Origin of the sequence: Deinococcus aquaticus (assembly GCF_028622095.1) — a bacterium.
Lineage (GTDB): Bacteria > Deinococcota > Deinococci > Deinococcales > Deinococcaceae > Deinococcus > Deinococcus aquaticus.
Genome location: NZ_CP115165.1, coordinates 3,052,492 through 3,078,899, shown reverse-complemented (window position 1 = coordinate 3,078,899; position 26,408 = coordinate 3,052,492). Strand labels below are relative to the sequence as shown.

Genomic DNA, 26,408 nt, shown 5'->3' with positions numbered 1-26,408 from the left:
TACCCTGACACGCATGACCTTTTCCATCGTGGGCCGTGACGCCCGCACGGGCGACCTGGGCGTGGCCGTCGCCAGCAAATTCCTGGCCGTGGGCGCGCTGGTGCCGTTCGTGCAGGGCGGCGTGGGCGCCGTCGCCACCCAGAGTTACGTGAACCCCACCTTCGGCCCGGAAGGCCTGCGCCTGCTGAGCAGCGGCCTGGACGCGCAGGCGGTCAGCGCGCACTTCCAGGCGACCGACCCCGGCATCGCGCAGCGGCAGTTCGGGCTGGTAGCCGCCAGCGGCGGCAGCGCCACCTTCACCGGCCCCGGCTGCCACGCCTGGGCGGGCGGGTACGCCGCGCCGGACGTGGCGATCCAGGGCAACATCCTGGCCGGGGCGGGCGTCGTGACCGCCATGCGCGCCGCCTGGGAAGCCGGAACGGACCTGCCCCTGCCGCGCCGCCTGCTGGCCGCCCTGATGGCCGGCGACGCGGCCGGAGGGGACAGCCGGGGTCGTCAGTCGGCCGCCCTGCTGTGCGCCGGACCCGGGCGCGGCTACGGGGGCCTGACCGACGACTGGGTGAACCTGCGCGCCGACGACCACGCCGCCCCCTGCGCGGAACTGGCCCGCCTGCTCGACGTGCACGACCTGCTGTTCACCCGCCCCGAAACCACCCGTCCCCTCACGCCGGAGCAGCTGGACTGGCTGCGGGCCCTGCTGATCCGCCAGGGGCACGCAGCCGCTCTGCCCGCCGGACCCTGGGATGCCGACACCGAAGCGGCCGCCTGGGCACTGTTCGGCACCGAGAACCTGGAGGAACGCTGGGTGCCCGGCGGTCAGGTGGACCCCGTCGCGCTGGCGTACCTCCAGCAGCGGTACGGCGCCGAGGGTTGATGCGGGACTGACAACCCTCGACTGAAGTCCCCACTCCCCCAACCTCATACCCTGGGGTGGTGTGGGCGCGCGGCGCGGTACACTGCCTGCCATGCGGCTTTCAGCCACCGACGTGTACGCCTTTCAGGCACTGGGATTCCTGGGCACCCAGGACCCGGCCCGCTGGGTGTCCAGCGAGGAAATCAGCGAATCGACCGGCGTTCACCGCCCCTACCTGGTGCGCATCCTGGCGGCCCTGACCGCCAAGGGCGTCGTGAAGAGCAAGAAAGGCATCGGCGGCGGCTACGCGCTGTCGCGCCGCCCGCAGCTGATCAGCCTGTGCGAGGTCGTGCGCGCCATCGACGGGCCGGTCGCGCCGCTGTCCTGTATCAGCCTCAACTGGCACGAGCACTGCCCCGAGGAGGACCGCTGCCACGCCCGCACCACCATCTACACCCGCATGCGCGACGCCATGCTGGGCGTGTTGCAGGAGTTCAGCGTGCAGGACCTCGTGATCGACGCGCAGCAGGGCGTCAGTTACGGCCACTGCCTCGGCCACCTCCTGAAACCCAACGCGTAAGCAGGGCACAGGTTAAAAGTCGATGGTTAATGGAAGGAACGCCCCTCCATCAACCATCGACTTTCGACCATCAACTCACCGCAGGTACGGTTCGAAGCGGTTGCGGTTACTGCTGTCGGGGTCCTCGGTGGCGCGCACGACTGAGCGGGCGCTGAACACCAGCAGCAGGCGCCCAGCGGGGGCGGCCGTGTCGGCGCGCAGGGTGCCCTGGTTCACGCGGTACGGGCCGGACAGCATGGCCTGCATGGTGCTGGGGTCGAAGGCCAGCGCGGCGCCGGTCATGGCGGGCTTGCTGGCCTTCACGCCGCCGCGCGCGGTCACGAAGCCGGTCTTGACGTTCAGGGTCATGCTGGGCGCGCTGAGGGCCGTGAAGCGGGCGTCGTCGTACGTGACGTTCCCGGTGGCGGTGACCGTTCCAGCCTTCAGGTCGTACGTGACCTGCGCGGCTTTCAGGGTGCCGCCCTGCCGGGTGGTGATGGTCGCGCCCTGCGCGCTCAGCAGTTGCCCCGGTTGCAATTGCATGCGGGCCGCCGTCAGTTTCACGCCGCCGCGACTGTCGGTGGCGGTGCCGCCCTGCGGCAGGTCGGTCGCGCCGGTTTCGAGGTTCAGGTTCTGCGGGCCGCGCGGCGTGACGTTCAGGCCGCCGAACGTGACGGCCTGCGCGCTGCCCACGGCCAGGGTCAGGGCCGTCAGCGTGCCGGTCAGCAGACGCGTCAGGGTGGGGGAGGGGGTGCGCTTCATGAGACCCACCGTAGCGGGCGGGGCGCTGAGCGGCGTGAGGAGGCCCGTCAGGTTCGGTTCAGGTGGCCTGCCCCGGACCGGGGAACGCGGCGCGGCCTTCTCATCTGGGGCGGTCCCGGCTCATGCGTTCCCACCCGGCTGGGTGGGCGTGGGCGCTACACTCCGCGCAGTGAAGCGTCAGATTGTTCCCTCCACGCGGTCCCTGCTGACCGCCGCCGCGCTGGCCGGCGCGCTCCTGTTCACCTCGGGGCAGGCGGCCCCCCGCGTCGGTTCCCACGATGGGTACACCCGACTGGTGTTCGACCTGCCCGCCTCGGGCGGCGCGCCCAGCGTCAGCGCGAAGGTGGCGTCGCAATCCATCACCGTGAAACTCGGCGTGTCGCTGCCCAGCGAACAGGGCCCCCTGAACGCGGCGGGCGTCACCGCGTACGCCGTGTCGGGCCGCACGGTCACGGTCACGCTGGCCGCCGGGCACAGCAGCGCCAGAAGCAGCGTCCTGCCAGCCGGTGGCGGTCAGCCCGCGCGGCTGGTGATCGACGTGCCCACCAGCGCGGCCGCGTCGGCCATTCCGGCAGCGGCCACGGCGGCGCGCCCGCCGGCTGCGGCGGCCGCCCGCCCGGTCGCCGTGACCCGCCCGGCCAGTACGGCCGCCACCCGCCCGCGCGTGGTGCTGGACGCCGGGCACGGCGGCATCGATCCCGGTATGGTCAGCCGCTGGGTCACCGAGGAGGACGTCACGCTGGACGTGGCTCTGCGCACCCGCGCCGAACTGCAACGCCATGGGGTGGACGTGACCATGACCCGCACCACGGACCGGCACCTGAGCACCAACAAGAGCGCCGACCTGGAGGCCCGGTCGCGGCTGGCGAATAACGGGCAGGTCAGCGCGTTCGTCAGCATTCACGTGAACTCGGCCGGAGCGTCCGCGCAGGGCATCGAGACGTACTACTTCGGGCAGCCGCTGGCCGGCAGTAACCGCAACCTGGCCGTGCAGGAAAACGGTGGCGGCAGCCTCGGCGAGCAGCTGACCCGTCAGGCGGCGAACACCGCGCAGAACCTGCTGGGTGACATTCTGGCCCAGGCCAAGATCTCGTTCAGCCGTCAGCTGGCGCAGAAGGTGCAGTCCCGCCTGATCGCCGCGACCGGAGCCGTGAACCGGGGCGTGCAGACCGACGCCTTCTACGTGATCCGTAACCCCACCACGCCCGCCATTCTGGTCGAGGTGGGCTTTGGGTCCCACCCGGTCGAGGGGCCCAGACTGGCCTCCGCCGCGTACCGCGAACAACTGGCGCAGGCCCTAGCGCGCGCCATTCTGGACTTCCTGAACACCAAGTAGGCGGGGCTGCCCGGTCGCCCAGACAGACGGGTTGACCGGGCTTTCTGCTGCGGATTCCGGGCGTGCAGGCGGGACAGGACGCCCATCTCCCTGTGCCGGGCCACCTGCCTGAACCGACCGGCTGGCCCACTTGACTGGCCCATTTGACTGGACCGCTGGACCTGGGGAGGTCTTCACCTGGGGTGACGGCCCCGCGCCTTCACGGTACTATCCTTGACAGTCAACGTGGAATCACTTCCATTCCTGGCAGAGGTTCCCGATTCCGTTCCCGTACGCGCCAGCGGCCCACAGCCGACCACCAGGAGGTTCTCCCATGACCATCACACGATCCAGCGGCGTTCTGCTGCACCCCACCAGCCTCCCCGGCCCCTACGGCATCGGGGAACTCGGCGCGCACGCCCGCGCCTTCGTGGACTGGCTCGCGCGCGCCGGCCAGAAGTACTGGCAGGTCATGCCCCTGGGCCCCACCGGCTACGGCGACAGCCCCTACCAGGCGTTCAGCGCCTTCGCCGGCAACCCCTACCTGATCGACCTGACCGCCCTGCGCGAACACGGCCTGCTGGAAGACACCGACTTCAACGCCCTGCCGGACTTCAACGCCGACAAGGTCGACTTCGGGCAGCAGTACGTGTGGCGCAACCAGATGCTGGGCCGCGCCTACGCCCACTACGCCTTCGGCGGCGCGCAGCACCTGAAAGCCGACTTCGAGGCGTTCAAGAAGGAGCAGGCTGCGTGGCTCGACGACTACGCGCTGTTCATGGCCCTCAAGGACGCGCACGGCGGCCTGCCCTGGAACGCCTGGGAGGCCGCCACCCGCGACCGCCACCCCGAAGCGCTGAGCGCTGCCCGCGAACAGCTGACCGGTACCACTGAACGCGTGAAGTTCATCCAGTTCCTGTTCTTCCGCCAGTGGAACGTCCTGCGCCGCTACGCCGCCGAGAAAGGTATCCAGATCATCGGCGACATTCCCATCTTCGTCGCCATGGACAGCAGCGACGTGTGGGCCAACCGCGACCAGTTCTACTTCGACGACCAGGGCCAGCCCACCGTCGTGGCCGGCGTGCCCCCGGACTACTTCAGCGAGACCGGCCAGCTGTGGGGCAACCCCCTGTACAACTGGAAAGCCATGCAGGACGCCGGATTCCAGTGGTGGATCGACCGCTTCCAGGGTAGCCTGAACCTCTTCGACCTGATCCGCATCGACCACTTCCGCGGGTTCGCGGCCAGCTGGGAAATTCCCTTCCCCGCCGACACCGCCATCCACGGCCAGTGGGTGCCCGCCATGGGCCACGAGATGTTCGCCGCCGTCCGCGAGGCGCTGGGCATCCTGCCCATCATCGCCGAGGACCTTGGCGTCATCACGCCCGACGTCGAGAAACTCCGCGACGACTTCGAATTCCCCGGCATGGCCGTCCTGCAGTTCGCGTTCGGCGGCGGCGACTTCAGCGTCAACGACTTCCTGCCGCACAACCTGCGCGAGAATCAGGTCGTGTACTCCGGCACGCACGACAACGACACCACCCGCGGCTGGTGGGTGCACGCCACCGAGCAGGAAAAACACAACTTCCGTGTGTACACCAGCAGCGACCCCACCGAGGACACCTTCGCCGCCCAGCTGACCCGCATGGCCTTCGAAAGCCGCGCCGCGCTGGCCATCGTGCCCCTCCAGGACCTCCTGAACCTCAGCACCGACGCCCGCATGAACCTCCCCGGCACCACCGGCGACCACAACTGGACGTGGCGGTACCGCGCCGCCGACCTGCGCCCCGACATCGCCACGACCCTGCGGGAACTGACCGAATCCACCGGACGGTAAGAACCGCCGCCAGTTGATGGTTGATAGAGGGTCGCCGGACCTTCCATCAACCATCAACCGTTCACCATCCACTACCCTGTGGGCATGAAGCTCTACACCAAGACCGGCGACGGCGGCACCACGGGACTGTACGGCGCGGACCGGGTCAGCAAGGCAAACATCCGCGTGGAAGCGTACGGCACCGTCGATGAACTCAACAGCGCCATCGGACTGGCCCGCGCGCACAACACCCGCAGCCACAAACCCGACCCGGCGCTGGACGCCGACCTGGAGTACCTGCAGAACGCCCTGTTCGACGTGGGCGCGGACCTCGCCACGCGCAGCGGCACCACGTACGAGAAGAAGATCACCCGCATGGACGAGCAGGACGCCACGTTCATCGAGGCCATGATCGACCGCTACCAGGAGGCCGCGCCGCCCTTCACGGGCTTCGTGCACCCCGGCGGCACGCCCGCCGCCGCCAGCCTGCACGTGGCCCGCACCGTCGCCCGCCGCGCCGAACGCGAGGTGATCCGCCTGCTGCACGAGGAGGACGCCAACACGCACGTGCAGGTGTACCTGAATCGCCTGTCGGACCTGCTGTTCGTCATGGCCCGCGCCGCCAACCAGGCCGCCGGAATCGAGGAGCACGCCTGGCTGGTCAAAGGCCGCCGCTGAGCGACGGAATGACGGGGGGCGACGGTCATCTGCCGTCGCCCCCATTCGTTACGCCGTTATTCGAGAGTCTTGCCGCAGTGCGGGCAGCAGGCCGCCGCGGTCTCCTGCTGGCGCAGGCGGGAGAGTTCCTCGGCGAAACCGCTGGCGATCATGCCCGCCGGGAGGGCCACCATGCCCACCCCGAACAGCATGATCAGCCCGGCCGCCGCCTTGCCCAGGGGCGTGGCGGGGTACACGTCGCCGTACCCGGTGGTGGTGAGGGTCACGACCGCCCACCACAGCGCCTGCGGGATGCTCTCGAAGCCTTTGGTGCCGGCGCTGGATTCCACCTGATACAGCAGGCTGGCGGCGATGAATACCAGCACAAGCACGATCAGGACCGTGGACAGCAGCTCGCCTGCACGCTGGCTGATGACCCGCCCGATCAGTTGCAGCGAATCCGAGTAACGGCCCAGCTTGAGCAGGCTCAGGAGCTTCAGCAGGCGCAGGCCGCGCAGGCTGGCCAGAGCGGTCGTGGCGGGCACCATCAGTGAGACGAGCACCAGCAGGTCAATCAGTGGCAGCGGCGACGTGGCGTAGCGCAGGTACGACCGCAAGCTGCCGTCATACCCGGGCCGCAGCGGCGTGACGTACAGCCGCCCCAGGTACTCCAGACCGAACACGAAGGCGCACACGTAGTCGAAGACACGGATGACCGGGCCGTACTCGCGCTGCACCTCGGGGACCGTGCCTGCAATCGTCACGGCGATCGTCAGGAGGATCAGCGTGACGAGCAGCGCGTTGAACAGCCGCTCGGCGCGGCCCGCCCCGTCACTGGGATCCAGGAACGAGTACAGCCGCTGCCGGAAGGTGGTGGGCGCGTTCATCCGGGCACGACCACGTGCGGGGCGAAGGTCGCGCGGTTGTCCGTCACGCGGGAGCGGCCCTCGCGGACGCCCAGGCCGCACACCTCGTCCCCGGCGATCCACACGCCCAGCACCGGGTAGCGCGGCCCGTCCGGTGCCTGCGCCGTGGGTAGTTCGGTGTACGCCTGCTCGACCACGGGCAGGTCGCCGTAGTCGCCGGGCGTGCTGGCCTCGCCGGGCAGTTGCACGTTCTGCCCCTCGCGGGAGTACAGCGGCTTGCGCACCACGTTCGCACCCAGCGCGCCGGGGTTCAGCGTGGCAGGCAGCAGGTGCGGGTGCCCGGGGTTCAGTTCGTGCAGCAGCGCCAGCAGGCCCTTGCTGCCGGTGACAGCTTTCCACAGCGGCTCGATGAAGCGCGTGCCGGTGCTCGCCAGGAACGCCGAGTCGCGGGATTCCCACGCGAACTCGAACGGCCACAGCCACATCAGTTGCCGCAGCGGGAGGCTCCAGGTGTCCAGCAGGTAGGATTCGGCGGCGCTGGTGCCCAGGTCCTCGGTGAAGATGAACGACGTGCGCAGCCCCGCCGCCCCGGCCAGTTCGCGCAGGTACGTGACGGTCGCCGCGTCCTCTTCCACGCGGGCGGAGCTGAACGCCACCTCGGTCAGCCCCCGCGCCGCTTTCAGGTGCGCCCACTGTTCGGTCAGGGCCTCGTGAATGGTGTTCCACTGCGTCGCCCCGGCGGGCAGCTCGCCGCGCGCCTGCTGGTCTTCGAGCCACTGCCACTGACTGACGGCCGCCTCCAGCAGACTGGTGGGCGTCTGCGCGTTCACCTCCAGCAGCTTCACGCCGCCCTGCCCGTCGTAGGCGAGGTCCAGGCGCATGTACACGGTCGGCTCGTCCTGCTCCCAGGAGTCCCGCACGGCGCTATGCAGGAACGCGGGAATACCCAGTTCCGCCAGTCGCCCGCGTTCGATGGCGTACCCGGTCGCCTCCAGCACCAGGGTCGTGAGTTCCTGACTGGCCGCGCGTAGGAGATCGATCTGCGCGGGCGTGAACGCGTAGTACCCGTCCTCGCTCCAGTACGGCACCGGGTGCTCTGGCGTGGGCGCAAACCACGTGAAGCCCACCTCCTGCAATCTGGCCTCCCAGTTCGGGCGGGGCGTGACGGTGCGCCGGATCATCCGCCGTACCCGCTACCCGTGCTGGCCGCGCGGGCGGCAACGCCCGTCACCACCGCTTTGGCGACCTTGCTTGAACTTTTCCCGGACTTCAGTTTGACGCTGTCGTCGTCGCAGTCGATCTCGCCGTCGAGTCCGAGTTCACAGCCGTCCGGGACGGTCTGTGCAGGGGCATTCGACGAGCCGAGCGTGCCGTACTGCGTGTACGGCTGGTTCATCTGCTGCGCGGGCGGGTTCGCGCACGACGCGATCAGCGCGGGGAGGACGGCAGTCATCAGGGGCAGACGGAATTCTCTGGGCATGGGGACTCCGGCGCGCGCCAGTGGAGGCGAGCGCAAAGGACGTGTAGGACGAGAACGTGGACGGAGGTCAGCCGCCGAAGCTGCCTGAGCGGCTGCTGGACGTGAAGCCGCCCCGGCTGACCGGCGCCTTGAAACTGCCGTACGAGCGGCGCTTGCTGTCGAAGGTCAGTCCCGCGCCGGACACCCTCCCCAGGCTGTTGTACCCGACGTAGCGGGTGGTGCCGCCCGCGATCAGCACGTACGGGCCGTAGTAGCTGCCGCCTGTGTGGCGCACGCAGGGGTTGCTCAGGCCCTGCTGGATCAGGATCTGGTTGGCGATGATGCACTGCTCGTAACTGCCGTAGGTGGTGCGGGAGTACCGGTCGAGGTCGTTTCCGCAGGAGGCCAGCAGGGCGGGCAGCGCCGCCAGCATGGGAAGGGTGAAAGACTTGCTCATGCGTCAGAGTACGGCGCGAGTCCGGCGCGGGTTGCGCAACTTCGCACGACCTGCGTGATCACGCGCCCGCCCGCGCTCGCCTGCGCGGCGCTGAGGCCGCCGTGCCCCAGCAGCAGCGCGTTCGGAGCCTCGCCCAGCGTGTACGAGTCCAGGGTGGAGACGTGCACGCCCTGCGTGGCCAGTTCGGCCGCCACGACCGGGGCGGGCAGGGAGGGGTGGAGGTGCAGGCACACGTGCAGGCCGGCCTCGATACCTCCCAGGTGCGCCAGTCCCTCCAGACCGTCCAGCGAGGTGGTCAGCGCGGCGCGCACCTGCGCGTGCCAGCGGCGCGAGCGGCGGATGTGGCGGTCCACGTGTCCGCCGGTCAGCAGGTGCGTCAGGGCCGACTGCACCGCCGTGGGCGGCCCGAAGTCCAGCAGCGTCCGCGCCCGCACCAGCCGCGCGTGCAGCGGTGGGGCGGCCACCACGAAGCCCGTGCGCACCGAGGGGGTCAGCACCTTGCTCAGGGTGCCCAGGTACAGCACCCGGCCCGCCGCGCCCGTCTGCGCCGCCAGGGCCGCCAGCGGCGGCAGGGGAGGGGCCCCGTACCGGAACTCGCCGTCGTAGTCGTCCTCGACGATCAGTGCGTCGTGCCGCGCCGCCCAGTCCAGCAATTCCAGACGGCGCGGCAGGCACATGCGGCTTCCCAGCGGGAACTGGTGGCTGGGTGTCACGTACACCAGTCGCGCCGGGGGCGTGTCCGGGTTCACGATCAGGCCGTCCACGTCTACCGCCACCGGGATGACCTCGTGCCCGGCGTCGAGGAGTACCTGCCGCGCGGCGCGGTAGCCCGGGTTCTCCATCAGCACCCGCGAGCCCGGTGGTAGCAGCGCGTGCACGATCAGGTTCAGGGCGTGCAGCGTGCCGCCCGTGACCAGCACGTCCTCGGCCTGCGCGCCCAGGCCGCGCTGCCGTCCCGCGAACGCCGCCAGCGCCGCGCGGAGTGCCGGGGTGCCCGCCGGGTCGCCGTAATCCCCGCTGACGTCCTCACGCGCCGCGTCCGCCCAGGCCTGCCGCCACGCGCGGCGGTCCAGGGTGGCGGTGCCCGTCACGCCCGCCCGGAAGTCGATGCCGGGGCGGCCACCCGGCCGGTCCACGGGCAGGGGCGGCGCGTCCGGCAGCCACGCCGGAACGGTGGTCGCACCGGCCGGGGCTTCCGGGGCGGGCACGGGTGTCTCGTCGCGCACGCGGGTGCCGCGCCCCACCTGCGCCTGCGCTGTGCCGTCCGCGAGCAGTTCGGCGTACGCGCCCTCCACGACGCCCCGCGTAACGTTCAGCGTGCGGGCCAGGGTGCGCGTGCCCGGCAGCGGCGTGCCGCCCGGCAGCAGGCCCGACAGCACCGCCTCGCGGATCTGGCGGGCCAGCTGGGCGTGCAGCGCCCCGGCGTCCTCGCGGCGCAGGTTCAGCGGAAAGGGAAGTTCGTCCGTCCGGGCTGGCAGTGGCCCCCGGATTTCAGCGGGAAGTGGAGCTTTCACGGGGGCCACCATGCCTCGTAGTGTACGCCCATGACTGATCCCGCCACCCTCCGGCCCATCCCGCCCGCGCAGGCGGAGCTGGCCCTCCCGGCCCTACGCGCGCTACGGCCCGACTCGCCCCACACCGTCAGCCCGGACGCCCTGCGAGCCTTCCTGAGCACCACCCAGGTCGAGGGCTACGCGCTGGTCGGCGCGTTCGAGCCGGACCGTGAAGAGGCCGCCGCCGTCGCCGGGTACCGCGTCATGCACCTGCTCTGGGCCGGGCGCACGCTGTACGTGGACGACCTGAGCACCCTCCCCGAAGCCCGTGGACGCGGTCACGCCCGCGCACTGCTGCACTGGCTGGAGGCCCGCGCCCGCGACCTGCACTGCGCGGAACTCCACCTCGACTCCGGGGTGGGGGAGAAGCGCCACGCCGCGCACCGCCTGTACCACCGCGCTGGCATGAACGTCACCGCGCACCACTTCAGCCTCCTGCTGGGCCGGGGGACGGCATGACGCGGAGTCCGTCTGTTTTGTTCACAACCCGGAACACCACCGGGTTGCTCACTCCACGCCCGGACTCCGCCTTACTCCTACTCGCATCCGCTCGGATTGAGCTGGTTTTGCAAACCATTCAATCGGAGTCGCTGTGACCCGCACCGTCGGCATCCTGATCTTCGACGGCATCGAGGTGCTCGATCTGGGCGGCCCCTTCGAGGTCCTGAGTGTGGCCACGCGGCTGGCCGGGCGCGACGGCGAGGCGGCGCCCTTCCAGCCGGTCCTGATCGGCGCGTCCGGCACCCCGGCGGTCGGGCGCGGGGGGTTCCGGGTACTGCCGCACGCCACGCTGGATGATCATCCGCCGCTGGACGTGCTGATCGTGCCCGGCGGCGTGATGGACGTTCCCCTGGCCGACCCGCGCGTGCAGGACTGGGTGCGCGCGCAGGCCACGCGGGTGGAGGTGCTGGCGTCGATCTGCACCGGCGCGTTCCTGCTGGCCAGGGCGGGCCTGCTGGACGGGCGGCGCGTCACCACCCACTGGGAGGATCAGGCCGACCTTGCCGCCACGTTCCCGGCACTGATGGTCGTGCCGGACGTCGCCTGGGTGGACACGGGCGCGGTGGTCACGTCCGGCGGGATCAGCGCCGGCATCGACATGACCCTGCACCTCGTCGAGAGGCTGCACTCGCGCGCGCTGGCCGAACGCACCGCCCGGCAGATGGAATTCCGCTGGACGGGCCAGGGGCTGCTGGACGGGGTGACGGCGTGAGCGGCTTCTACGACCCCGCGCAGCGTGACCCTAGCGTGGGCCGCCGCCCGCAGAACCGCCGGGACGACGCCTGGATCGAGGCCCTGCTGCTGCGCGTGCCGCTGGGCCGCGTGGCGACCGTGTACCGGGGCGAGGACGACCGCGTCTGGCCGTTCGTGACGCCGCTGGCCTTCGCGTACCGGCCAGAATGGCGTGACCTCGTGTACCACACGAACGTCGTGGGACGCCTGCGTGCCAACACGGAGCAGGGCGAGGCGCAGGGCCATCTCGCCACCTTCGAGGTCACCGAGACCGGCGCGCTGCTGCCCAGCAACTCCCCGCTGGAACTGAGCGTGCAGTACCGCAGCGTGATCGTGTTCGGTACGGCCCGCGTCCTGCACGGCGAGGACGCCCGCGCGGCCCTGACCACCCTCAGCGAGCGGGTCTTTCCGGGCCTGCGCGTGGGCATGCACACCCGGCCCATCACGGACGCCGACCTGGCCCGCACCGGCGTGTATGCCCTGAGCATCGAGCGCTGGAGCGGCAAGGAGAACTGGCCGGGCGGGGCCGCGCAGGAAGAAGGCTGGCCCGCCCTGCCCGCGCACCTCGCCGCACCATTCGTGCCGGGAGGCCGCACGTGACCCACCGCGACGCGCTGGAGATGTTCCTGCTGTCCGCCTTCTGGGGTGTGTCGTTCCTGCTGATCCGCCTGAGTGGCGAGGTGTTCCCGCCGGTGTGGGTGGCGCTGCTCAGATCGGTGTTCGGGGCGCTGGTCCTGATCGGGGCGCTGCGGCTGGGTCGCCACGCGCTGCCGCCCGCGCGTCTGTGGAAACCGCTGCTGCTGGTCGCGCTGTTCAACAACGTGATTCCCTGGTCGTTCTTCGCGTGGGGCGAGCAGACAGTCAGCTCCAACATCGCGGCGATCATCAACGCGACCACGCCACTGTTCGCGCTGCTGATCGGCCTGACCCTGCGCGACACGCGGCTGCGCGGGCTAACGCTGGGCGGCGTGCTGCTGGGCATGGCGGGCGTGACCCTCACGGTGTCCGGCGGGCTGGGCGGCGGGCACGCCACGGTGCAGGGCGTGATCATCCTGCTGCTGGCCAGCCTGGGCTACGCGGTCGCCACGACCATCGCCAAGCGCACCCTGGTTGGCCTGAACCCCGTGGGACTGGCGACCACGCAACTGGGCCTCAGTAGCGTCATGCTGCTGCCCGTCGCCCTGATCGGCCCGGCTCCCGCGCCGCTGACGGTCACGGCGCTGGGCGCGGTGGCGTTCCTGGGCGTGGTCGGCAGTGGACTGGCTTACCTGCTGTACTACGGTCTGCTGGCGCGCGTATCGCCCACCCAGGTCACGGCCGTCACGTACGCACTGCCAGTGTGGGGTCTGGGCTGGGCGGCCCTGGCCGGGGAACCCGTGGGGGCGCTGTCGGTGGCGGGCGTGCTGGTGGTGCTGGCGGGGCTGGGGTTGATCAACCTGCCGCCGCGCCCCAGACCTCTACCGGCCTGACAATCGGGAACGCGGCGATTGAAAAGAAAATACCTGTTTCGCCTATCATGTGCCATGATCGTGTGGGCTGGACACCTACAGTCCACCGGGCCCCGCAGGGCCTACACTGTCGCAACAACCGCGCCCCAGCCGGGCGCGCGCACACCCCACGGAGGACAAGAGCATGACTGGAGCACCCACCCACCCGCAGAGCAAATGGCTTGAAGCCGAACTGAAGTACGACAGCCGCGTCGTCGGCAAGCACGAGGTCGTCATGACGCGCGGCCTGGGCGCGACCGTCTGGGACGAGTCGGGCCGCTCGTACATCGACTGCGTGGCCGGGTATGGCGTCGCCAACGTCGGCCACAGCCACCCGGACGTGGTGCGCGCCATCAAGGAACAGGTCGACCGCCTGATCGTCATGCCGCAGAGCCTCCCCAACGACAAGCGCGCCGAGTTCCTCTCGGAACTGGTCAGCGTCACCCCCGCCGGCCTCGACCGCGTGTTTCTGTGCAACAGCGGCACCGAGGCCATGGAGGCCGCCAAGAAGTTCGCCATCACCGGCACGGGCCGCAAGCGCTTCGTGAGCATGAAACGCGGCTTCTCGGGCCGTAGCCTGGGCGCACTGGCCTTCACCTGGGAACCCAAGTACCGCGAGCCCTTCGGTGACGCCGTGGACAACAGCAACGTGGACTTCGTGACCTTCGGGAACATCGAGGAACTCCGCGCCGCCGTCACCGACGAGACGGCCGCTGTGATCCTCGAGGCCGTGCAGGGCGAGGGTGGCGTGCGTCCCGCCAGCCTGGAATTCATGCAGGAAGCCCGCCGCATCACGCAGGAGAAGGGCGCGCTGCTGATCCTCGACGAGATCCAGACCGGGTTCTGCCGCACCGGGAAGTTCTTCGCGGCCGAGCATTACGGCGTGGTGCCCGACGGCATGACGCTCGCCAAGGCCATGGGCGGCGGCATTCCCATCGGCGCGTTCGTTATGACCCAGGACGTCGCTGACCGCATGCCGGCCGGCGGGCACGGCGGCACCTTCGGCGGAAACCCGCTGGCGATGGCGGCGGGCGTGGCGACCATCCGCGCCATGAAACGCGAGGGCATGGCCGAGCAGGCCCGCGAGAAGGGCGAGTACTTCATGGAGCGGCTGCGCGCCATTCAGAGCCCCAAGATCCGCGAGGTGCGCGGCCTGGGCCTGATGATCGGCGTGGAACTCAAGGAGAAGAGCGCGCCGTACATTCACGCGCTGGAACACGACGAGGGCGTCCTGGCCCTGCAGGCCACGCCCCTGGTCGTGCGCTTCCTGCCGCCCATCACCATCAGCCGCGAGCAGATCGACGCGGTCGTGGCCGCCTTCGAGCGCGTGCTGAACGGCGTGAACCCCCGCGCCGAGCGGCAGGCCCAGCTGGCCGCGCAGGCCGCTGCGAGCGGGACGGCCCAGGGCGAGGCCATCCAGACCGAGTAGGCCCAGACCGGATAGGCCCAGACAGCACAGGCCCGGAATGTACAGGCGCTGCGCCCACAAGGACACCACCCACCGGACTTTCCGGGAGTGGTGTCTTCATGTATCGGGCCGGACGGCACGCCGGGGGTATACACTTCCTCACAACATCAGGAACTTAATGAACGTGGGTGTGGGCGGGGGAAGGTGACTTTCCTTAAACACAGCGGCGTGAATTTCCTTACACTGTACGGCGATGAAGTACTGGGTGGCAGGGATAACGGCAGTCGCACTCCTCGGAGGGGCGCTCGCCATGGGTGTCGCAACGCAACCGGACGGCAAGATTGCCCCCGGACTGCACATTGCCGGCGTGGACGTCGGCGGTATGAACCGCGAGCAGGCCCTCACCGCGCTGGGAAACCGGGCGGCCGCCGCGCCCCAGGTCACGGTCCGCGCCGGCAAGAACAGCTGGACGGTCGCGGCCGACACGCTCGGCTGGCACGCCGACGCTGAAACCAGCGTACAGGCCGCGCAGAAGATCACCGCCGAGCGCGGCGTGCTGGAGCGCCTGCAGGGCATGATCGGGGCGGCGCAGGTGCAGGACATTCCCCTGACAGCCGCCGTGGACGCCGCGCAGGCCAAGGTGGCCCTGACCACCCTGACCGCCGGGCTGAACACCGCGCCCAGAAACGCCAGCGTGTACTTCGACAAGATCAGCAAGAAGTACGCCGTGAAACCCGGCGTGACCGGCGTGAAGGTCGACGTGACCGGCGCCGTGAACACCTACGTCGCCAACCCCGCCCTCACCACCCTGACGGTCACGGCGGCCGAGCAGGCCCCCCGGTACACCACCGAGGCTCTGGGCGCCTACGTGAAACAGGGCAACGCGCTGGCCCGCCCCTTCACCGTGAAACTCGGCACCACGGGCCGCACCGGCACCCTGAACGCCCTTCAGGTCGCGGACCTGTACTGGGTGCGTGAAACCGGGATCGTGCCCGACGAGACGACCCTCAAGGCCGCCTTCGGTCGCCTGACCGGCTTTGTCGATCAGCCTGCCCAGAACGCCCGCTACGCCCTTCAGGGCGGCAAGCTCGTGAAGGTCCGGGAGAGCGCCGGGGTCGTCACGGACCGCGCCGCCGCGTACGCCATCTTCCGTAAGAGCGTGCTGGACGTCACGCAGAAGGCGGCCGTGTTCCCCAGCCGGGTCGACAAACCCACCCTGACCCTGGCGAGCCTCCCGGACGCCGGGAAACTGGAGCTGATCGCCACGGGCCGCAGCACCTACTACCACTCCAGCGCCGCGCGCCGCACGAACGTCGCCAACGCCGCCGCGAAGATCAACGGCGCCGTCGTGCCCGCCGGAGAGGTCTTCTCATTCCTGAAGGCCCTGGGCAGCATCGACGCCTCGAACGGATTCGTGGGCGGCCTGATCATCAGCGGTGGCCGCACCGTGGACGGCCTGGGCGGCGGCGTGTGCCAGGTCAGCACCACTGCCTTCCGCGCGCTGTACCAGGCGGGCCTGCCGGTCGTGGAACGTAACCAGCACTCGTACCGCGTGGGCTACTACGAACCGCAGGTGGGCTTCGAGGCCGCCGTGTACGACCCGGGCCTGGACCTGAAGATGAAGAACGACACCAGCGCGCCCATCCTGATCAAGACCATCAACAACAACGCCACCAGCACCCTGGACGTGCAGGTGTGGGGCGTGAAACCCAAACGGACCGTCACCATCAACCCGGCCGTCATCACGGCCCGCGTGCCGCACCCCGGTCCCAAGTACGTGGTGAACCCCAACCTGCGCCCCGGCCAGATGACCCAGGTGGACTGGGCCGCCGACGGGTACAGCCTGTACATCAGCCGCACCATCCGGGACGCGAAAGGCACCCGCACCGACCGGGTCAGCACCGTGTACAAACCCTGGCAGGCGGTGTACGAAACCGGCCCGAGAAGCTGACGGTTCACAGTTAAAAGGTGATGGTTGAAAGTAGATGGTTGATGGACTCTGGATTCCATCAACCATCTACTGTTGACTCTCAACAGGCGTGTACGCCTGCCGAACGTTCGTTTGTTCCCCGCGCCGTACCGAGCGGGCGGTCTAGACGCACCTTGCACCGGGTTCAGGTGTCAGCCTATGGTGTAGGCATGAGTGCGCAGATCGTGGTGGTACTTCTTAGCATCGGGGGTTTCCGAGGCTAGGCGTCCGCGCCACTTCGCACACCCCCGCCCACCAGCGGGGGTTTTTCATTCTCAGAGCGGACGGCAGCGCAGCAGGCAGGTCAAGCAGGCAGCAGGTGAGCAGGTAAGGAGGAGTCATGAGTTCAGACAGCGCGCACGACCAGACGAAACAGGAGCCCGGCCAACCCGGGCGGGGCGAGATGAACGGCGCCAAGGCTCTGTGGGCCACGCTGGCCAGCCACGGCATCAGCACCGTGTTCGGCTACCCCGGCGGGGCGATCATGCCCGTGTACGACGCCCTGACCTACTACCCGGAAGTCCGGCACGTCCTGGCCCGCCACGAGCAGGGCGCCGCGCACGCCGCCGAGGGCTGGGCCAAGGCGACCGGCGAGATCGGCGTGTGCATGGCCACCAGCGGTCCCGGCGCCACCAACCTCGTGACCGGACTGGCCGACGCCATGCTCGACAGCGTGCCGCTGCTGGCCATCACCGGGAACGTCGCCTCGCACCTGATGGGCACCGACGCCTTCCAGGAAGCCGACATTACCGGCATCACGCTGCCCATCACCAAGCACAACTACGTGGTCCGCGACGTGGAAGAACTGCCGCGCATCGTGGCCGAGGCGATCCGCATCGCTCGCTCCGGCCGCCCGGGGCCCGTGCTGGTGGACATTCCCAAGGACATTCAGCTGGCCCCGTACCACGGCGAGATTCCCGCGCCGCACGCCCGCCCGGAAATCCCGGCCCCCAGCCAGGAAGCCGTTGACCGCGCCCTGGAACTGATCCGCGCGGCGCAGCAGCCCGTGATCATGGTGGGCGGCGGCAGCCTGGACGCCGCCGCCGAGGTCACCGCCCTGGCCCGCGCGTGGGACATCCCGGTGATCACGACCCTGATGGGCCTGGGCGCCTTCCCCAGCAGCGACCCCCTATGGCTGGGCATGCCCGGCATGCACGGTAGCGTCGCCGCGAACCGCGCGATCAGCGAGGCAGACGTGCTGATCGGCATCGGCCTGCGCTTCGACGACCGGGTGACGGGCCGCGTGAACGGCTTCGCGCCGAAAGCCAGCATCATTCACGTGGAACTTGACGCGGCCGAGATCGGCAAGATCATCCGCACGCACGTCCCGGTGCGCGGCGACGCGAAGGTGGCCGCGCAGATGCTCGCGCAGGGCGCCCACCCCCTGGACCGCCCCGAGTGGAAAGCGCAGGTCGAGGAGTGGAAGTCCCGCACCCAGATGCCCGAACACTGGGGCGCCGGGTACGCCGTGAAAGCCGTCGTGGACCGCCTCGGCCCGGACGACATCCTGAGTTCCGACGTGGGCCAGCACCAGATGCTCGCCGCGCAACTCGCCCGCTTCGAGAAACCGCGCCGCTGGATCAACTCCGGCGGGCTGGGCACCATGGGCTTCGGCTTCCCCGCCGCGATCGGCGCCGGCATGGCCGAACCCGGCGTGCGCAGCGTCGTCATCGCCGGGGACGGCGGGTTCCAGATGACCGCGCAGGAACTCGCGACCCTCAAGATGTACGACGTGCGGAACGTCAAGATCTGCATCATCAACAACTCGTTCCTGGGCATGGTCCGCCAGTGGCAGGAGATGTTCCACGGCAAGCGCTACAGCGAGGTCTGGCTGGGCGACAGCAACCCGGACTTCATCAAACTGGCCGACGCGTACGGCGTGCCCGGCTACCGCGCCAGCAGCGCCGAGGAACTCCCGGCCGCCATCGACGCGTGGCTGGCCGACCCGAAGAGCGCACTGCTGGAAGTCGTCGTGCCGCACGAGCACGCCGTGTTCCCCATGGTCCCGGCCGGCGCGGCGCTGTACGAGATGCTGGAAACCGAACCCGCCCGCACCCCCGGCCCCGACATGGCCGAGGTGGCCGAGGAGGCCCGCAACGCATGACACAGGCAACCATTCCCCACCAGCGCGAACCCAACCCCGAACAACTGCTGTCCATCCTGGTCCGCGACGAACCCCGCGTCCTGACCCGCATCACCGCCCTGTTCGGCCGGCGTGGCTACAACATCAAGAGCCTGTCAGTCGGCAGCACCGAGCACCCAGGCGTGTCCCGCATGACCATCGTCGTCAGCGGTGACCGGGGCGTGGTCGAGCAGGCCATCCGGCAACTGGAGAAACTGCACGACGTGGTCCGCATCATCGACCACAGCCTCGAGAAGTACGTGGACCGCGAACTGGTCCTCGTGAAGGTCGCCATCACGCCCGAGAACCGCGTCGAGGTCCGCCAGATCGCCGAGGACTTCCGTAGCCGCATCGTGGACGTGGGCCGCCACGCCCTGACCTTCGAGGTCACGGGCGACGAGGGCAAACTGACCGCCTTCATCGAGCAGATGCGTCCCTTCGGCATCCTGGAAACCATGCGTACCGGCCGCATCGCCCTGACGCGCGGCAGCAACGCCGACATTCCCGGCCACGTGTACCACGGCGAGACGCAGGCCCTCAAGCCCGCCGTGCAGATCGAACAGCCCCGCGAGGAACGCGCCCGCGAAGTCCCCAACCTGTTCTAGGTCAATGGTTGATGGTTGATGGTCGAGAGAAAACCCATCAACCTTCAACTATCAACCATCCACCCCTTGAACCCGCCTAGCCCACACTCCGCCCCCACCCACTTTCTGTAGGAGAATCCCCAACATGGCTGCAAAAATGTACTACGACCGCGACGTGAGCACCGCCCCCATCGAGAACAAGCTGATCGCCATCATCGGCTACGGCAGCCAGGCGCACGCGCACGCGCAGAACCTCCGCGACAGCGGCTTCAACGTCGTCGTGGGCCTGCGTGAAGGCAGCGCCAGCCGCGCCAAGGCCGAGCAGGCCGGACTGCGCGTCGCCAGCATCGAGGACGCCACGAAGGAAGCGGACGTGGTCATGCTCCTGATCCCCGACGAGCAGCAGCCCGCCGTGTACGAGCAGAGCATCGCCCCGAACCTCGCGGACGGCAAGGCGCTGGCCTTCGGTCACGGCTTCAACGTGCACTTCGGCCGCATCACGCCGTCGGCTGGCGTGGACGTGTTCCTCGTGGCGCCCAAGGGCCCCGGTCACATGCTGCGCCGCGTCTACGCCGACGGGGCAGGCATGCCCGGCATCTTTGCCGTGCAGCAGGACGCCACGGGCCACGCCCGCGACATCGCCCTGGCGTACGCCAGCGGCATCGGCTGCACCCGCGCCGGCGTGCTGGAAACCACCTTCAAGGAAGAAACCGAGACTGACCTGTTCGGCGAGCAGGCCGTGCTGTGCGGCGGCGTGACCCACCTGATCCAGGCGGGCTTCGAGACGCTGGTCGAGGCCGGGTACCAGCCCGAAATCGCGTACTTCGAGACGCTGCACGAGGTGAAACTGATCGTGGACCTGATCTACGAGAAGGGCTTCGAGGGCATGCGCCACAGCATCAGCAACACCGCCGAGTTCGGTGACTACGTGACCGGGCCGCGCGTCGTGACTGCCGAGACGAAAGCCGAGATGGGCCGCGTCCTGAGCGACATCCAGACCGGTAAGTTCGCCGAGCGCTTCATCGCGGACGCCGAGGCCGGCTTCCCGTTCATGGAGGAGCAGCGCGGCAAGATGCGCGATCACACCCTGGAAGTCGTCGGGAAGGAACTGCGCGACCAGATGCCCTTCATCACCAAGAAAGCACTCGAAGTCTAAGCACCCGAAGTTCAGGGGCCGGGCATTCCGTGAAGGGAGGCCCGGCCCCTTCTGCTGTACCTCAGCGCCCCCAGTGGGGGGACGGCAGATGTGAGGAAATCGACATGCCGGACCCGGTACTGTGAGAAGCATTATGCGCGCACCGCTCCATCTGCTGACTTCGCTGGGCCCGCTGCTCGCGGCGCTGGTCCTGCTGGCCCTGCTGGGGAGCGCGTCGGCGCAGCAGGCCTTCGGGACCCGCTACGCGAATACCGCCACGAACGGCGACATCGTCCTGATCGGGAACGTGAACTTTCACTGCCTGACGGTCGCTCCCGCCACCGCCGCGCAGATCGCTACCTGTAACACGGTCCGCTCCGGCGGCACCAACACGAACAACAACGTGTACATGCAGGCCACCGACACCGACACCGACGCCACCACCACCAATTCCAGTTCCGCCACGCTGACCCTGGGCAGCGGCAGCAGCGTCCTGTTCGCCGGACTGTACTGGTCGGGTATCAGCACCAGCGCCGCCAACCGCGCGGCTGTGCGCCTGGCGACGCCCGTCAGCGCCAGCGTCGCCCTGACCGCCACGCGCACCAGCGTCATCGGCAGCAACTACCAGTCGTTCGTGGACGTCACCACGCTCGTGCAGGCCGGCGGCAGCGGCACGTACACCGCCGGGAACGTCGCCAGCACGGCCGGCGGCGGCAGCTGGGCCGGCTGGACGCTGGTCGTCGCTTACCGCAACCCGGCCCAGCCGACCCGCAACCTCGCCGTGTTCGACGGATTCCTGCAGGCCAGTGACCCCGCCGTGCCCGTGGACATTTCCGTGAGCGGATTTATTACCCCCAGCGTCGGCACGGTCAAAAGTACCATCGGGGTCGTCGCGTACGACGGTGACCGCGGCTCTCAGGAAGGTGTGTCCGCGACCCCGCAGGGCAGCCTGCGGTTCGGGCCGAACACCGCGGCCCTGAACACCGTGTCGAACACCGTCAACCCGGTCAACGACGTATTCAACTCCACCATCTCTACCACCACGGGCGCGGCGGGCGGCGGCACGGACGTCACGGGCGGCCGCACGCCGGCCTTCACGAACACCCTGGGCCTCGACATCGATACCTTCACGCCCAACACGCCCCTCCCGAACGGCAGCACCTCCGCCGTGGTCCGCGTGATCGGCACGGGCAGCGACGTGATCTTCCCCGGCGTGATCACCCTGGCCACAGAGATCTTCGTTCCGAACATCAAGGACGCCCTGACCAAGACCGTCACCGACCTGAACGGCGGCGTGCTGCTGCCCGGCGACACCCTGGAGTACGAACTGGTCATCCGCAACCAGGGGAACGACGGCGCCCTGAACGTCATCCTGACCGACCCCATCCCGGCTGGCACCACCTACCTGCCCGGCTCCATGACCGTGACCGGCGCGAACGCCGGCCCGAAAACCGACCTGGCCGGCGACGATCAGGCTGAATTTGACACCGCCGGAAAACGCGTGGTGTTCCGCGTGGGCACCGGCGCGAACGCTGTGCAGGGCGGCGCGGTCCTTCCCAACGAGGAAAGCCGCGTGCGTTTCCGGGTCACCGTGAACGCCGGAACGCCCGGCGGCACTGTGATTGACAACACCGGCACCGTCAGCTACCGCCAGCAGACTCTCGGCACGGTCGTCTCGGACACCAGCGACAGCGACCCCGTCACCGCCGGAGATCAACCGGCCCGCGTCACCGTCGCCGGCCCCGACCTCAGCGTCACGAAAACCCACACCGGAACTTTCCGCACGGGCGTGCCCGGCACGTTCACGCTGCGCGTCTCGAACGCCGGACCCGCTCCCACGACTGGCACCGTCACCCTGACCGACACGCTGCCCGCCGGCATGACCGCGCAGAGCATCAGCGGGCCCGGCTGGACCTGCACCCTCTCGCCGCTGCGCTGCACCCGCACCGACGCCTTGAGCGCTGGCGGCAGTTACCCGGACGTGACCCTGACCGTACTGGTCAGTCCGGCCGGCACGTACACCAACGCGGCCAGCGTCAGCGGAGGAGGGGAGGCCGCCGCGCAGACCAGCAACAACGCCGCCAGCGACATCGTGACCGTGACTACCCAGCCGCCCGTCGTGCTGCTCACCAAGAGCGTCCGGAACGTCACCCGCAGCGGCGCGGCCGGCACCACGTCCAGCGCGCTGCCCGGCGAGATCCTCGAGTACTGCATCGCATACCGGGTCAGTGGCGGCGACGCCGCCAACTTCGTGCTGCGTGACACCTCACCCCCGCAGACCCTCCCGCAGAGCAGCGCGTTCGGCGCGGGCCTCGGCCTGCTCGTCACCCGCCCCGCCAGTACCGTCACCCTCACTTCGGCCGCCGACACCGACGCCGGCAGCATTGCCGGCCAGGACATCAGCGTGCGCCTGGGGGCCATTCCTATCGGCGAAACCGGCAGCGTCTGCTTCCGCGCCAGCGTCCGCTGAGAGGCGCAGCCGGTACGCTGGGCAGGTGACCGTATTCACCCTCCAGAAGACACAGGCTCTCTCGCACGCCGGAGAGCGCGAGTGGCGTAAGGGTCAGCCGTACATGTCGTCCCTCACTGGCCTGAGCGCCCAGCCGGACGGCGCGGTGACCATCCTGCGCGCCTCCGCGTACGGGCAGGAGCGGTACAGCGTCAGCGCCACCATTGACCGGGGTCAGGTGCAGGGCGCCGCGTGTTCCTGCCCGGTCGGGGGGGACGGCCGTTGCAAGCACGTGGCGGCGCTCCTGGCCCGCGCGGTCGCCTCCCCGGCCGATTTCCGGAAGCTTCCGCTGCTGGACGCCGCGCTGGACGCACTGGACGCACCGGCCCTGCGCGCCGTCATTCGCCGCATGCTGTCACGCGAGCCGGACCTGCTGAGCGTGCTCCTGACCCAGCCCAACACCCAGTCCAGTACCCAGCCGCAGACCGCGCAGGTTCAACCGGACGGCGCAGACCCCATCAGTGACCTGCCCGGACGAATCCGGGTGGCTTTCGACCTTCTGGACCTCCCGGACGAGGATCACTGGCACTGGGAGAACGACTGGGACGGCCCGGACTTCAGCGAACTGACCCCCATGCTGGAAGAACTCCAGGAACTGGTCGGGGCGGCCCTCAGCGGGGACCACGCCGCGCAACTGAACGCCCTCGCGGCCATTCAGGCGACGCTGGACGGCTGTCACGACCTGAACGCGCAGCAGCCCGATCTTTCGCTGGACGACCTGTCCACCCTGGTCGAACCTGCCCGCACGGCCCTGCTGTCCCTGCTGGCCCGGCCCCTGCCCGCCGAACTGCAGGGCGCGGCCCTCGGCACCCTGCACGAATCCGTGGCGAACCTCGGCTGGCCCGACCATGAAATCGACGGGCAACTGGACCTGTTCACTGAACTGCCGGCAGAGGACCGTGCCCTGACCGTGGCGTTCGTGCGCGGCCTGCACGACAGCGAGGCCGGAACGTACGCCCGCCAGCGACGGGCGAGGACGCTGTACGCCCTGGCCTCGACCGGCGACCTGAGTGCTCACGAGAACCTCGCGTTTGCCCGCGCCACGGGCGACACCGTCATGATCACGGCGGCCTTGCTGGACAGCGGACAGCCCGAAGAGGCAACCGCGCTGCTCGGGGAACACCCGGAAATCAGCCTCAGTGTGGTGGCCGGACTGTTTCAGGAATACGGAGCGCTCGCCCACCTTGAAGCGTTCGCGCGGACCCGACCGGACCCCTGGGCGCGCCGCTGGCTGTTCACGCACCTGAACGAACAGAACCGACGCGCCGAGGCGCACACCGTTGCCCGCGACGCCCTGATGCAACTCCCGCCCGCTCACGCCGACACCCCGTTCTGGATCACGCAACTGAAGACCGTCAGCCCCGACTGGCCCGCCGACCGCGAAACCCTGATCACGCACTGGGCCGCGCGGCCGGACGGTCCGCACCTCCTGCCCCTGGTCCGCCTGCTGCTGCGCGAACACCAGCCGGAACGCGCCGCGCAACTCCTGCATGGCGTGCCAGATCCCGTCAGCGTCCTCGGCCTGGACCTCGCCCGGCAACTCGCGCTGCAACTCCCGGCAGAGCAGGCGCTGGCACTGATCATTCAGGTCGCGGCCGCCCACGTAGCGGGTCGCAGCCGCCCGCACTACCAGTCGGCGGCCCGGACCCTGCGGGACGCATCTCCCATCATCGGCCGGGCCGAGGCTCAGTCCGCCGCGCGACTGCTGACCCAGGAATACCCGACCCTGCGCGCCCTGAAAGAAGAACTTCAGGCCGCGCAACTTCTGTAAGCCGCCTCCTCCGGGAGAGCAGGTGCGCGCGCCACCCCCACCCGCCCGGCACACTTGCATTCCAGACAACTCTTGCACATGGCCCCGGCCTGCGCTTACACTCCGGGTCATGAACGCGTTCGGCCTGCTTCTTCTTACCCGTCCTCCGGTGGAGTGAACGGCAAGCATCAGCGCATGCCTGGAACGCCCCCGGAGGACTCCCCTCCGGGGTTTTTTCATGCCCGGCCGGACCGCCCCACTCCCTCGCCCCCTCACGCCCGCACAGGAGCCCCGCCATGACCCAGACGACCGAGACCCAGACGACCGATTCCAACCGCATCATCATTTTCGACACCACCCTGCGTGACGGCGAGCAGAGCCCGGGCGTGGCCCTGAACCACTCGCAGAAACTGGAGATCGCGCACCAGCTGGCCCGCCTGGGTGTGGACGTCATTGAGGCCGGGTTTCCCATCGCCAGCCCCGGTGACCTGGAAGGCGTGAGCCGCATTGCCCGCGAGGTGCGCGGCCCGGTCATCACCGGACTGGCCCGCGCCGCCCGGCCTGACATCGAGGCCGCCGCGAAAGCCGTCGAGGCCGCCGCGAAACCCCGCATTCACACGTTCATTGCGACCAGCCCCATTCACATGCAGAAGAAACTGCAACTGGAACCCGACGCGGTCGTGGAGCGCGCCGTGCAGGCCGTGACCTACGCCCGCACCTTCGTGGACGACGTGGAATTCAGTGCCGAGGACGCCACCCGCAGCGACATTCCCTTCCTGATCCGCATCTTCCAGGCGGCCGTGGAGGCCGGGGCGACCACCCTGAACATCCCCGACACGGTCGGGTACACCACGCCCGAGGAGATCCGCGCGATGTTCAGCGAGATCCGCGCCGCCATTCCCGCCCACATCATCCTGAGCGCCCACTGCCACGACGACCTGGGCATGGCTGTCGCGAACTCCATCGCTGCGGCCGAGGGCGGCGCGCGGCAGATCGAGTGCACCATCAACGGCATCGGAGAGCGCGCCGGGAACGCCAGCCTGGAAGAACTGGTCATGGCCTTCCACACCCGCCGCGACCACTACGGTCTGGAAACCGGCATCCGCACCCGCGAACTGTACCGCGCCAGCCGACTGGTCAGCCGCCTGAGCGGCATGCCCGTGCAGCCCAACAAGGCCATCGTCGGGGACAACGCGTTTGCGCACGAGAGCGGCATTCACCAGGACGGCGTGATCAAGGCCCGCGAGACGTACGAGATCATGAACGCCGAACTGGTCGGCCGCGAGGCCGCCGTGCTGGTCATGGGCAAACACTCGGGCCGCGCCGCGTTCCGCAAGGCCCTGAACGACCTGGGGTACACGGAACTGCCCGACGACAAGGTCCAGCACCTGTTCACGCGCTTCAAGGACCTGGCCGACCGTAAGGGCCAGATCTTCGCCGACGACCTGCGCGCCCTGGTCGATGCCCGCACCGACGTGCCGCAGACGTTCACGCTGGAAGCCTTCCAGATCACCAGCGGCATGAACATGACGCCCGTCGCCTTCGTCCGCCTGACTACCCCCGACGGGTCCGTGGAGGCTACCGCGCACGGCGACGGTCCCGTCGAGGCGGCCGTGCAGGCCATCAACCGCATCACGGGCATCGCGCCCACCATGGAAAGCTACCGGATTCAGGCCGTCACGGGCGGCGGCGACGCGCTGGGCGAGGTCAGCATCAGCGCCCGCCACGGCGAGACCCTGCTGCACGGCAGCGGCGTCGCCACCGACGTCGTCGAATCCAGCGCCCGCGCCTGGCTGCGCATTCAGAACATGATCGTCGCCGGCATGGGCGCCGAACGCCGCCAGGGCGAATTCGCTCCCGGCCGCATCTGAGGTGATGGTAGAAAGGTGATGGGTTCGCCGCTTCGCGGCTGAA

General features: G+C 69.4%; 23 protein-coding genes. 17 read left to right on the top strand and 6 right to left on the bottom strand.

Annotated elements, in window-relative coordinates:
* The first annotated feature begins 13 nt into the window (after positions 1-13).
* Entirely contained in the window at positions 14-874 is an 861-nt protein-coding gene (locus tag M8445_RS14845; RefSeq protein ID WP_273988744.1) for a DUF1028 domain-containing protein, read from the top strand.
* 91 nt (positions 875-965) lie between these two features.
* The gene (locus M8445_RS14840) at positions 966-1,433 is read left to right on the top strand and encodes an Rrf2 family transcriptional regulator (RefSeq protein ID WP_273988742.1); all 468 of its coding nucleotides are present in this window, start codon (positions 966-968) and stop codon (positions 1,431-1,433) included.
* A 75-nt stretch (positions 1,434-1,508) separates the two neighbouring features.
* Here the strand turns inward: M8445_RS14840 and M8445_RS14835 are convergent, their stop codons facing one another.
* Positions 1,509-2,174, bottom strand: coding sequence for a hypothetical protein (locus tag M8445_RS14835; RefSeq protein WP_273988741.1), 666 nt, complete (start codon positions 2,172-2,174; stop codon positions 1,509-1,511).
* Between the two features lie 169 nt (positions 2,175-2,343).
* On the opposite strand from M8445_RS14835, the gene M8445_RS14830 reads away from it, so the two are divergent.
* The 3 genes from M8445_RS14830 (at position 2,344) to M8445_RS14820 (ending at position 5,983) form a co-directional block, all read left to right on the top strand.
* Positions 2,344-3,510, top strand: a complete 1,167-nt coding sequence (locus M8445_RS14830; RefSeq protein WP_337961605.1) for an N-acetylmuramoyl-L-alanine amidase family protein — start codon at positions 2,344-2,346, stop codon at positions 3,508-3,510.
* A gap of 313 nt (positions 3,511-3,823) precedes the next feature.
* A complete protein-coding gene (malQ, locus tag M8445_RS14825; protein ID WP_273988740.1) occupies positions 3,824-5,326 on the top strand; it encodes a 4-alpha-glucanotransferase in 1,503 nt (500 codons plus the stop codon).
* A gap of 84 nt (positions 5,327-5,410) precedes the next feature.
* Positions 5,411-5,983 (top strand): cob(I)yrinic acid a,c-diamide adenosyltransferase, encoded by a 573-nt coding sequence (locus M8445_RS14820; RefSeq protein WP_273988738.1) that lies wholly within the window; start codon positions 5,411-5,413, stop codon positions 5,981-5,983.
* A gap of 56 nt (positions 5,984-6,039) precedes the next feature.
* On the opposite strand, the gene M8445_RS14815 is transcribed toward M8445_RS14820, so the two are convergent.
* From M8445_RS14815 to pdxR, 5 genes are all read right to left on the bottom strand, one after another.
* The gene (locus M8445_RS14815) at positions 6,040-6,849 is read right to left on the bottom strand and encodes an ion transporter (RefSeq protein WP_273988737.1); all 810 of its coding nucleotides are present in this window, start codon (positions 6,847-6,849) and stop codon (positions 6,040-6,042) included.
* Positions 6,846-8,009: a glutathionylspermidine synthase family protein gene (locus M8445_RS14810; RefSeq protein WP_273988736.1), complete on the bottom strand. Its 1,164-nt coding sequence runs from the start codon at positions 8,007-8,009 to the stop codon at positions 6,846-6,848. The genes M8445_RS14815 and M8445_RS14810 overlap by 4 nt, the downstream gene beginning before the upstream one ends.
* A complete protein-coding gene (locus M8445_RS14805; protein ID WP_273988735.1) occupies positions 8,006-8,308 on the bottom strand; it encodes a hypothetical protein in 303 nt (100 codons plus the stop codon). The genes M8445_RS14810 and M8445_RS14805 overlap by 4 nt, the downstream gene beginning before the upstream one ends.
* 67 nt (positions 8,309-8,375) lie before the next feature.
* The gene (locus tag M8445_RS14800) at positions 8,376-8,744 is read right to left on the bottom strand and encodes a hypothetical protein (RefSeq protein ID WP_273988734.1); all 369 of its coding nucleotides are present in this window, start codon (positions 8,742-8,744) and stop codon (positions 8,376-8,378) included.
* A complete protein-coding gene (gene pdxR / locus M8445_RS14795) occupies positions 8,741-10,270 on the bottom strand; it encodes a MocR-like pyridoxine biosynthesis transcription factor PdxR (RefSeq protein ID WP_273988732.1) in 1,530 nt (509 codons plus the stop codon). Before pdxR ends, M8445_RS14800 begins: the two co-directional genes overlap by 4 nt.
* Before the next feature lie 18 nt (positions 10,271-10,288).
* On the opposite strand from pdxR, the gene M8445_RS14790 reads away from it, so the two are divergent.
* From M8445_RS14790 to M8445_RS14735, 12 genes are all read left to right on the top strand, one after another.
* Positions 10,289-10,756, top strand: coding sequence for a GNAT family N-acetyltransferase (locus M8445_RS14790; RefSeq protein ID WP_273988730.1), 468 nt, complete (start codon positions 10,289-10,291; stop codon positions 10,754-10,756).
* A 133-nt stretch (positions 10,757-10,889) separates the two neighbouring features.
* On the top strand, positions 10,890-11,510 hold the full coding sequence (locus M8445_RS14785) for a DJ-1/PfpI family protein (protein WP_273988729.1): 621 nt from the start codon (positions 10,890-10,892) through the stop codon (positions 11,508-11,510).
* The gene (locus M8445_RS14780) at positions 11,507-12,130 is read left to right on the top strand and encodes a pyridoxamine 5'-phosphate oxidase family protein (protein WP_273988728.1); all 624 of its coding nucleotides are present in this window, start codon (positions 11,507-11,509) and stop codon (positions 12,128-12,130) included. The genes M8445_RS14785 and M8445_RS14780 overlap by 4 nt, the downstream gene beginning before the upstream one ends.
* The gene (locus M8445_RS14775; RefSeq protein WP_273988727.1) at positions 12,127-12,999 is read left to right on the top strand and encodes a DMT family transporter; all 873 of its coding nucleotides are present in this window, start codon (positions 12,127-12,129) and stop codon (positions 12,997-12,999) included. The genes M8445_RS14780 and M8445_RS14775 overlap by 4 nt, the downstream gene beginning before the upstream one ends.
* Before the next feature lie 163 nt (positions 13,000-13,162).
* A complete protein-coding gene (locus M8445_RS14770; RefSeq protein ID WP_273988726.1) occupies positions 13,163-14,446 on the top strand; it encodes an acetylornithine/succinylornithine family transaminase in 1,284 nt (427 codons plus the stop codon).
* Positions 14,447-14,735: 289 nt separating this feature from the next.
* Positions 14,736-16,376 carry a VanW family protein gene (locus tag M8445_RS14765; RefSeq protein WP_273988725.1) on the top strand — a complete coding sequence of 547 codons (1,641 nt, stop codon included), beginning with the start codon at positions 14,736-14,738 and terminating at the stop codon, positions 16,374-16,376.
* Between the two features lie 421 nt (positions 16,377-16,797).
* The gene (ilvB, locus tag M8445_RS14760; RefSeq protein ID WP_273990938.1) at positions 16,798-18,498 is read left to right on the top strand and encodes a biosynthetic-type acetolactate synthase large subunit; all 1,701 of its coding nucleotides are present in this window, start codon (positions 16,798-16,800) and stop codon (positions 18,496-18,498) included.
* On the top strand, positions 18,495-19,121 hold the full coding sequence (gene ilvN, locus M8445_RS14755; protein WP_273988723.1) for an acetolactate synthase small subunit: 627 nt from the start codon (positions 18,495-18,497) through the stop codon (positions 19,119-19,121). The genes ilvB and ilvN overlap by 4 nt, the downstream gene beginning before the upstream one ends.
* Before the next feature lie 124 nt (positions 19,122-19,245).
* Positions 19,246-20,256 (top strand): ketol-acid reductoisomerase, encoded by a 1,011-nt coding sequence (gene ilvC / locus M8445_RS14750; RefSeq protein ID WP_273988720.1) that lies wholly within the window; start codon positions 19,246-19,248, stop codon positions 20,254-20,256.
* Between the two features lie 133 nt (positions 20,257-20,389).
* Positions 20,390-22,705 (top strand): hypothetical protein, encoded by a 2,316-nt coding sequence (locus M8445_RS14745; protein ID WP_273988716.1) that lies wholly within the window; start codon positions 20,390-20,392, stop codon positions 22,703-22,705.
* A gap of 25 nt (positions 22,706-22,730) precedes the next feature.
* Positions 22,731-24,515 (top strand): hypothetical protein, encoded by a 1,785-nt coding sequence (locus M8445_RS14740; protein WP_273988714.1) that lies wholly within the window; start codon positions 22,731-22,733, stop codon positions 24,513-24,515.
* Positions 24,516-24,790: 275 nt separating this feature from the next.
* A complete protein-coding gene (locus M8445_RS14735; RefSeq protein WP_273988713.1) occupies positions 24,791-26,365 on the top strand; it encodes a 2-isopropylmalate synthase in 1,575 nt (524 codons plus the stop codon).
* Positions 26,366-26,408 lie beyond the last annotated feature (43 nt).

What these genes read in the sequence shown, in the direction of transcription:
- M8445_RS14845 (WP_273988744.1), top strand. Translation starts at nt 14, where the DNA reads ATGACCTTTTCCATCGTGGGCCGTGACGCCCGCACGGGCGACCTGGGC.
- M8445_RS14840 (WP_273988742.1), top strand. Translation starts at nt 966, where the DNA reads ATGCGGCTTTCAGCCACCGACGTGTACGCCTTTCAGGCACTGGGATTC.
- M8445_RS14835 (WP_273988741.1), bottom strand. Translation starts at nt 2,174, where the DNA reads ATGAAGCGCACCCCCTCCCCCACCCTGACGCGTCTGCTGACCGGCACG.
- malQ (WP_273988740.1), top strand. Translation starts at nt 3,824, where the DNA reads ATGACCATCACACGATCCAGCGGCGTTCTGCTGCACCCCACCAGCCTC.
- M8445_RS14820 (WP_273988738.1), top strand. Translation starts at nt 5,411, where the DNA reads ATGAAGCTCTACACCAAGACCGGCGACGGCGGCACCACGGGACTGTAC.
- M8445_RS14815 (WP_273988737.1), bottom strand. Translation starts at nt 6,849, where the DNA reads ATGAACGCGCCCACCACCTTCCGGCAGCGGCTGTACTCGTTCCTGGAT.
- M8445_RS14810 (WP_273988736.1), bottom strand. Translation starts at nt 8,009, where the DNA reads ATGATCCGGCGCACCGTCACGCCCCGCCCGAACTGGGAGGCCAGATTG.
- M8445_RS14805 (WP_273988735.1), bottom strand. Translation starts at nt 8,308, where the DNA reads ATGCCCAGAGAATTCCGTCTGCCCCTGATGACTGCCGTCCTCCCCGCG.
- M8445_RS14800 (WP_273988734.1), bottom strand. Translation starts at nt 8,744, where the DNA reads ATGAGCAAGTCTTTCACCCTTCCCATGCTGGCGGCGCTGCCCGCCCTG.
- pdxR (WP_273988732.1), bottom strand. Translation starts at nt 10,270, where the DNA reads ATGGTGGCCCCCGTGAAAGCTCCACTTCCCGCTGAAATCCGGGGGCCA.
- M8445_RS14790 (WP_273988730.1), top strand. Translation starts at nt 10,289, where the DNA reads ATGACTGATCCCGCCACCCTCCGGCCCATCCCGCCCGCGCAGGCGGAG.
- M8445_RS14770 (WP_273988726.1), top strand. Translation starts at nt 13,163, where the DNA reads ATGACTGGAGCACCCACCCACCCGCAGAGCAAATGGCTTGAAGCCGAA.
- M8445_RS14765 (WP_273988725.1), top strand. Translation starts at nt 14,736, where the DNA reads ATGGGTGTCGCAACGCAACCGGACGGCAAGATTGCCCCCGGACTGCAC.
- ilvB (WP_273990938.1), top strand. Translation starts at nt 16,798, where the DNA reads ATGAACGGCGCCAAGGCTCTGTGGGCCACGCTGGCCAGCCACGGCATC.
- ilvN (WP_273988723.1), top strand. Translation starts at nt 18,495, where the DNA reads ATGACACAGGCAACCATTCCCCACCAGCGCGAACCCAACCCCGAACAA.
- ilvC (WP_273988720.1), top strand. Translation starts at nt 19,246, where the DNA reads ATGGCTGCAAAAATGTACTACGACCGCGACGTGAGCACCGCCCCCATC.
- M8445_RS14745 (WP_273988716.1), top strand. Translation starts at nt 20,390, where the DNA reads ATGCGCGCACCGCTCCATCTGCTGACTTCGCTGGGCCCGCTGCTCGCG.
- M8445_RS14735 (WP_273988713.1), top strand. Translation starts at nt 24,791, where the DNA reads ATGACCCAGACGACCGAGACCCAGACGACCGATTCCAACCGCATCATC.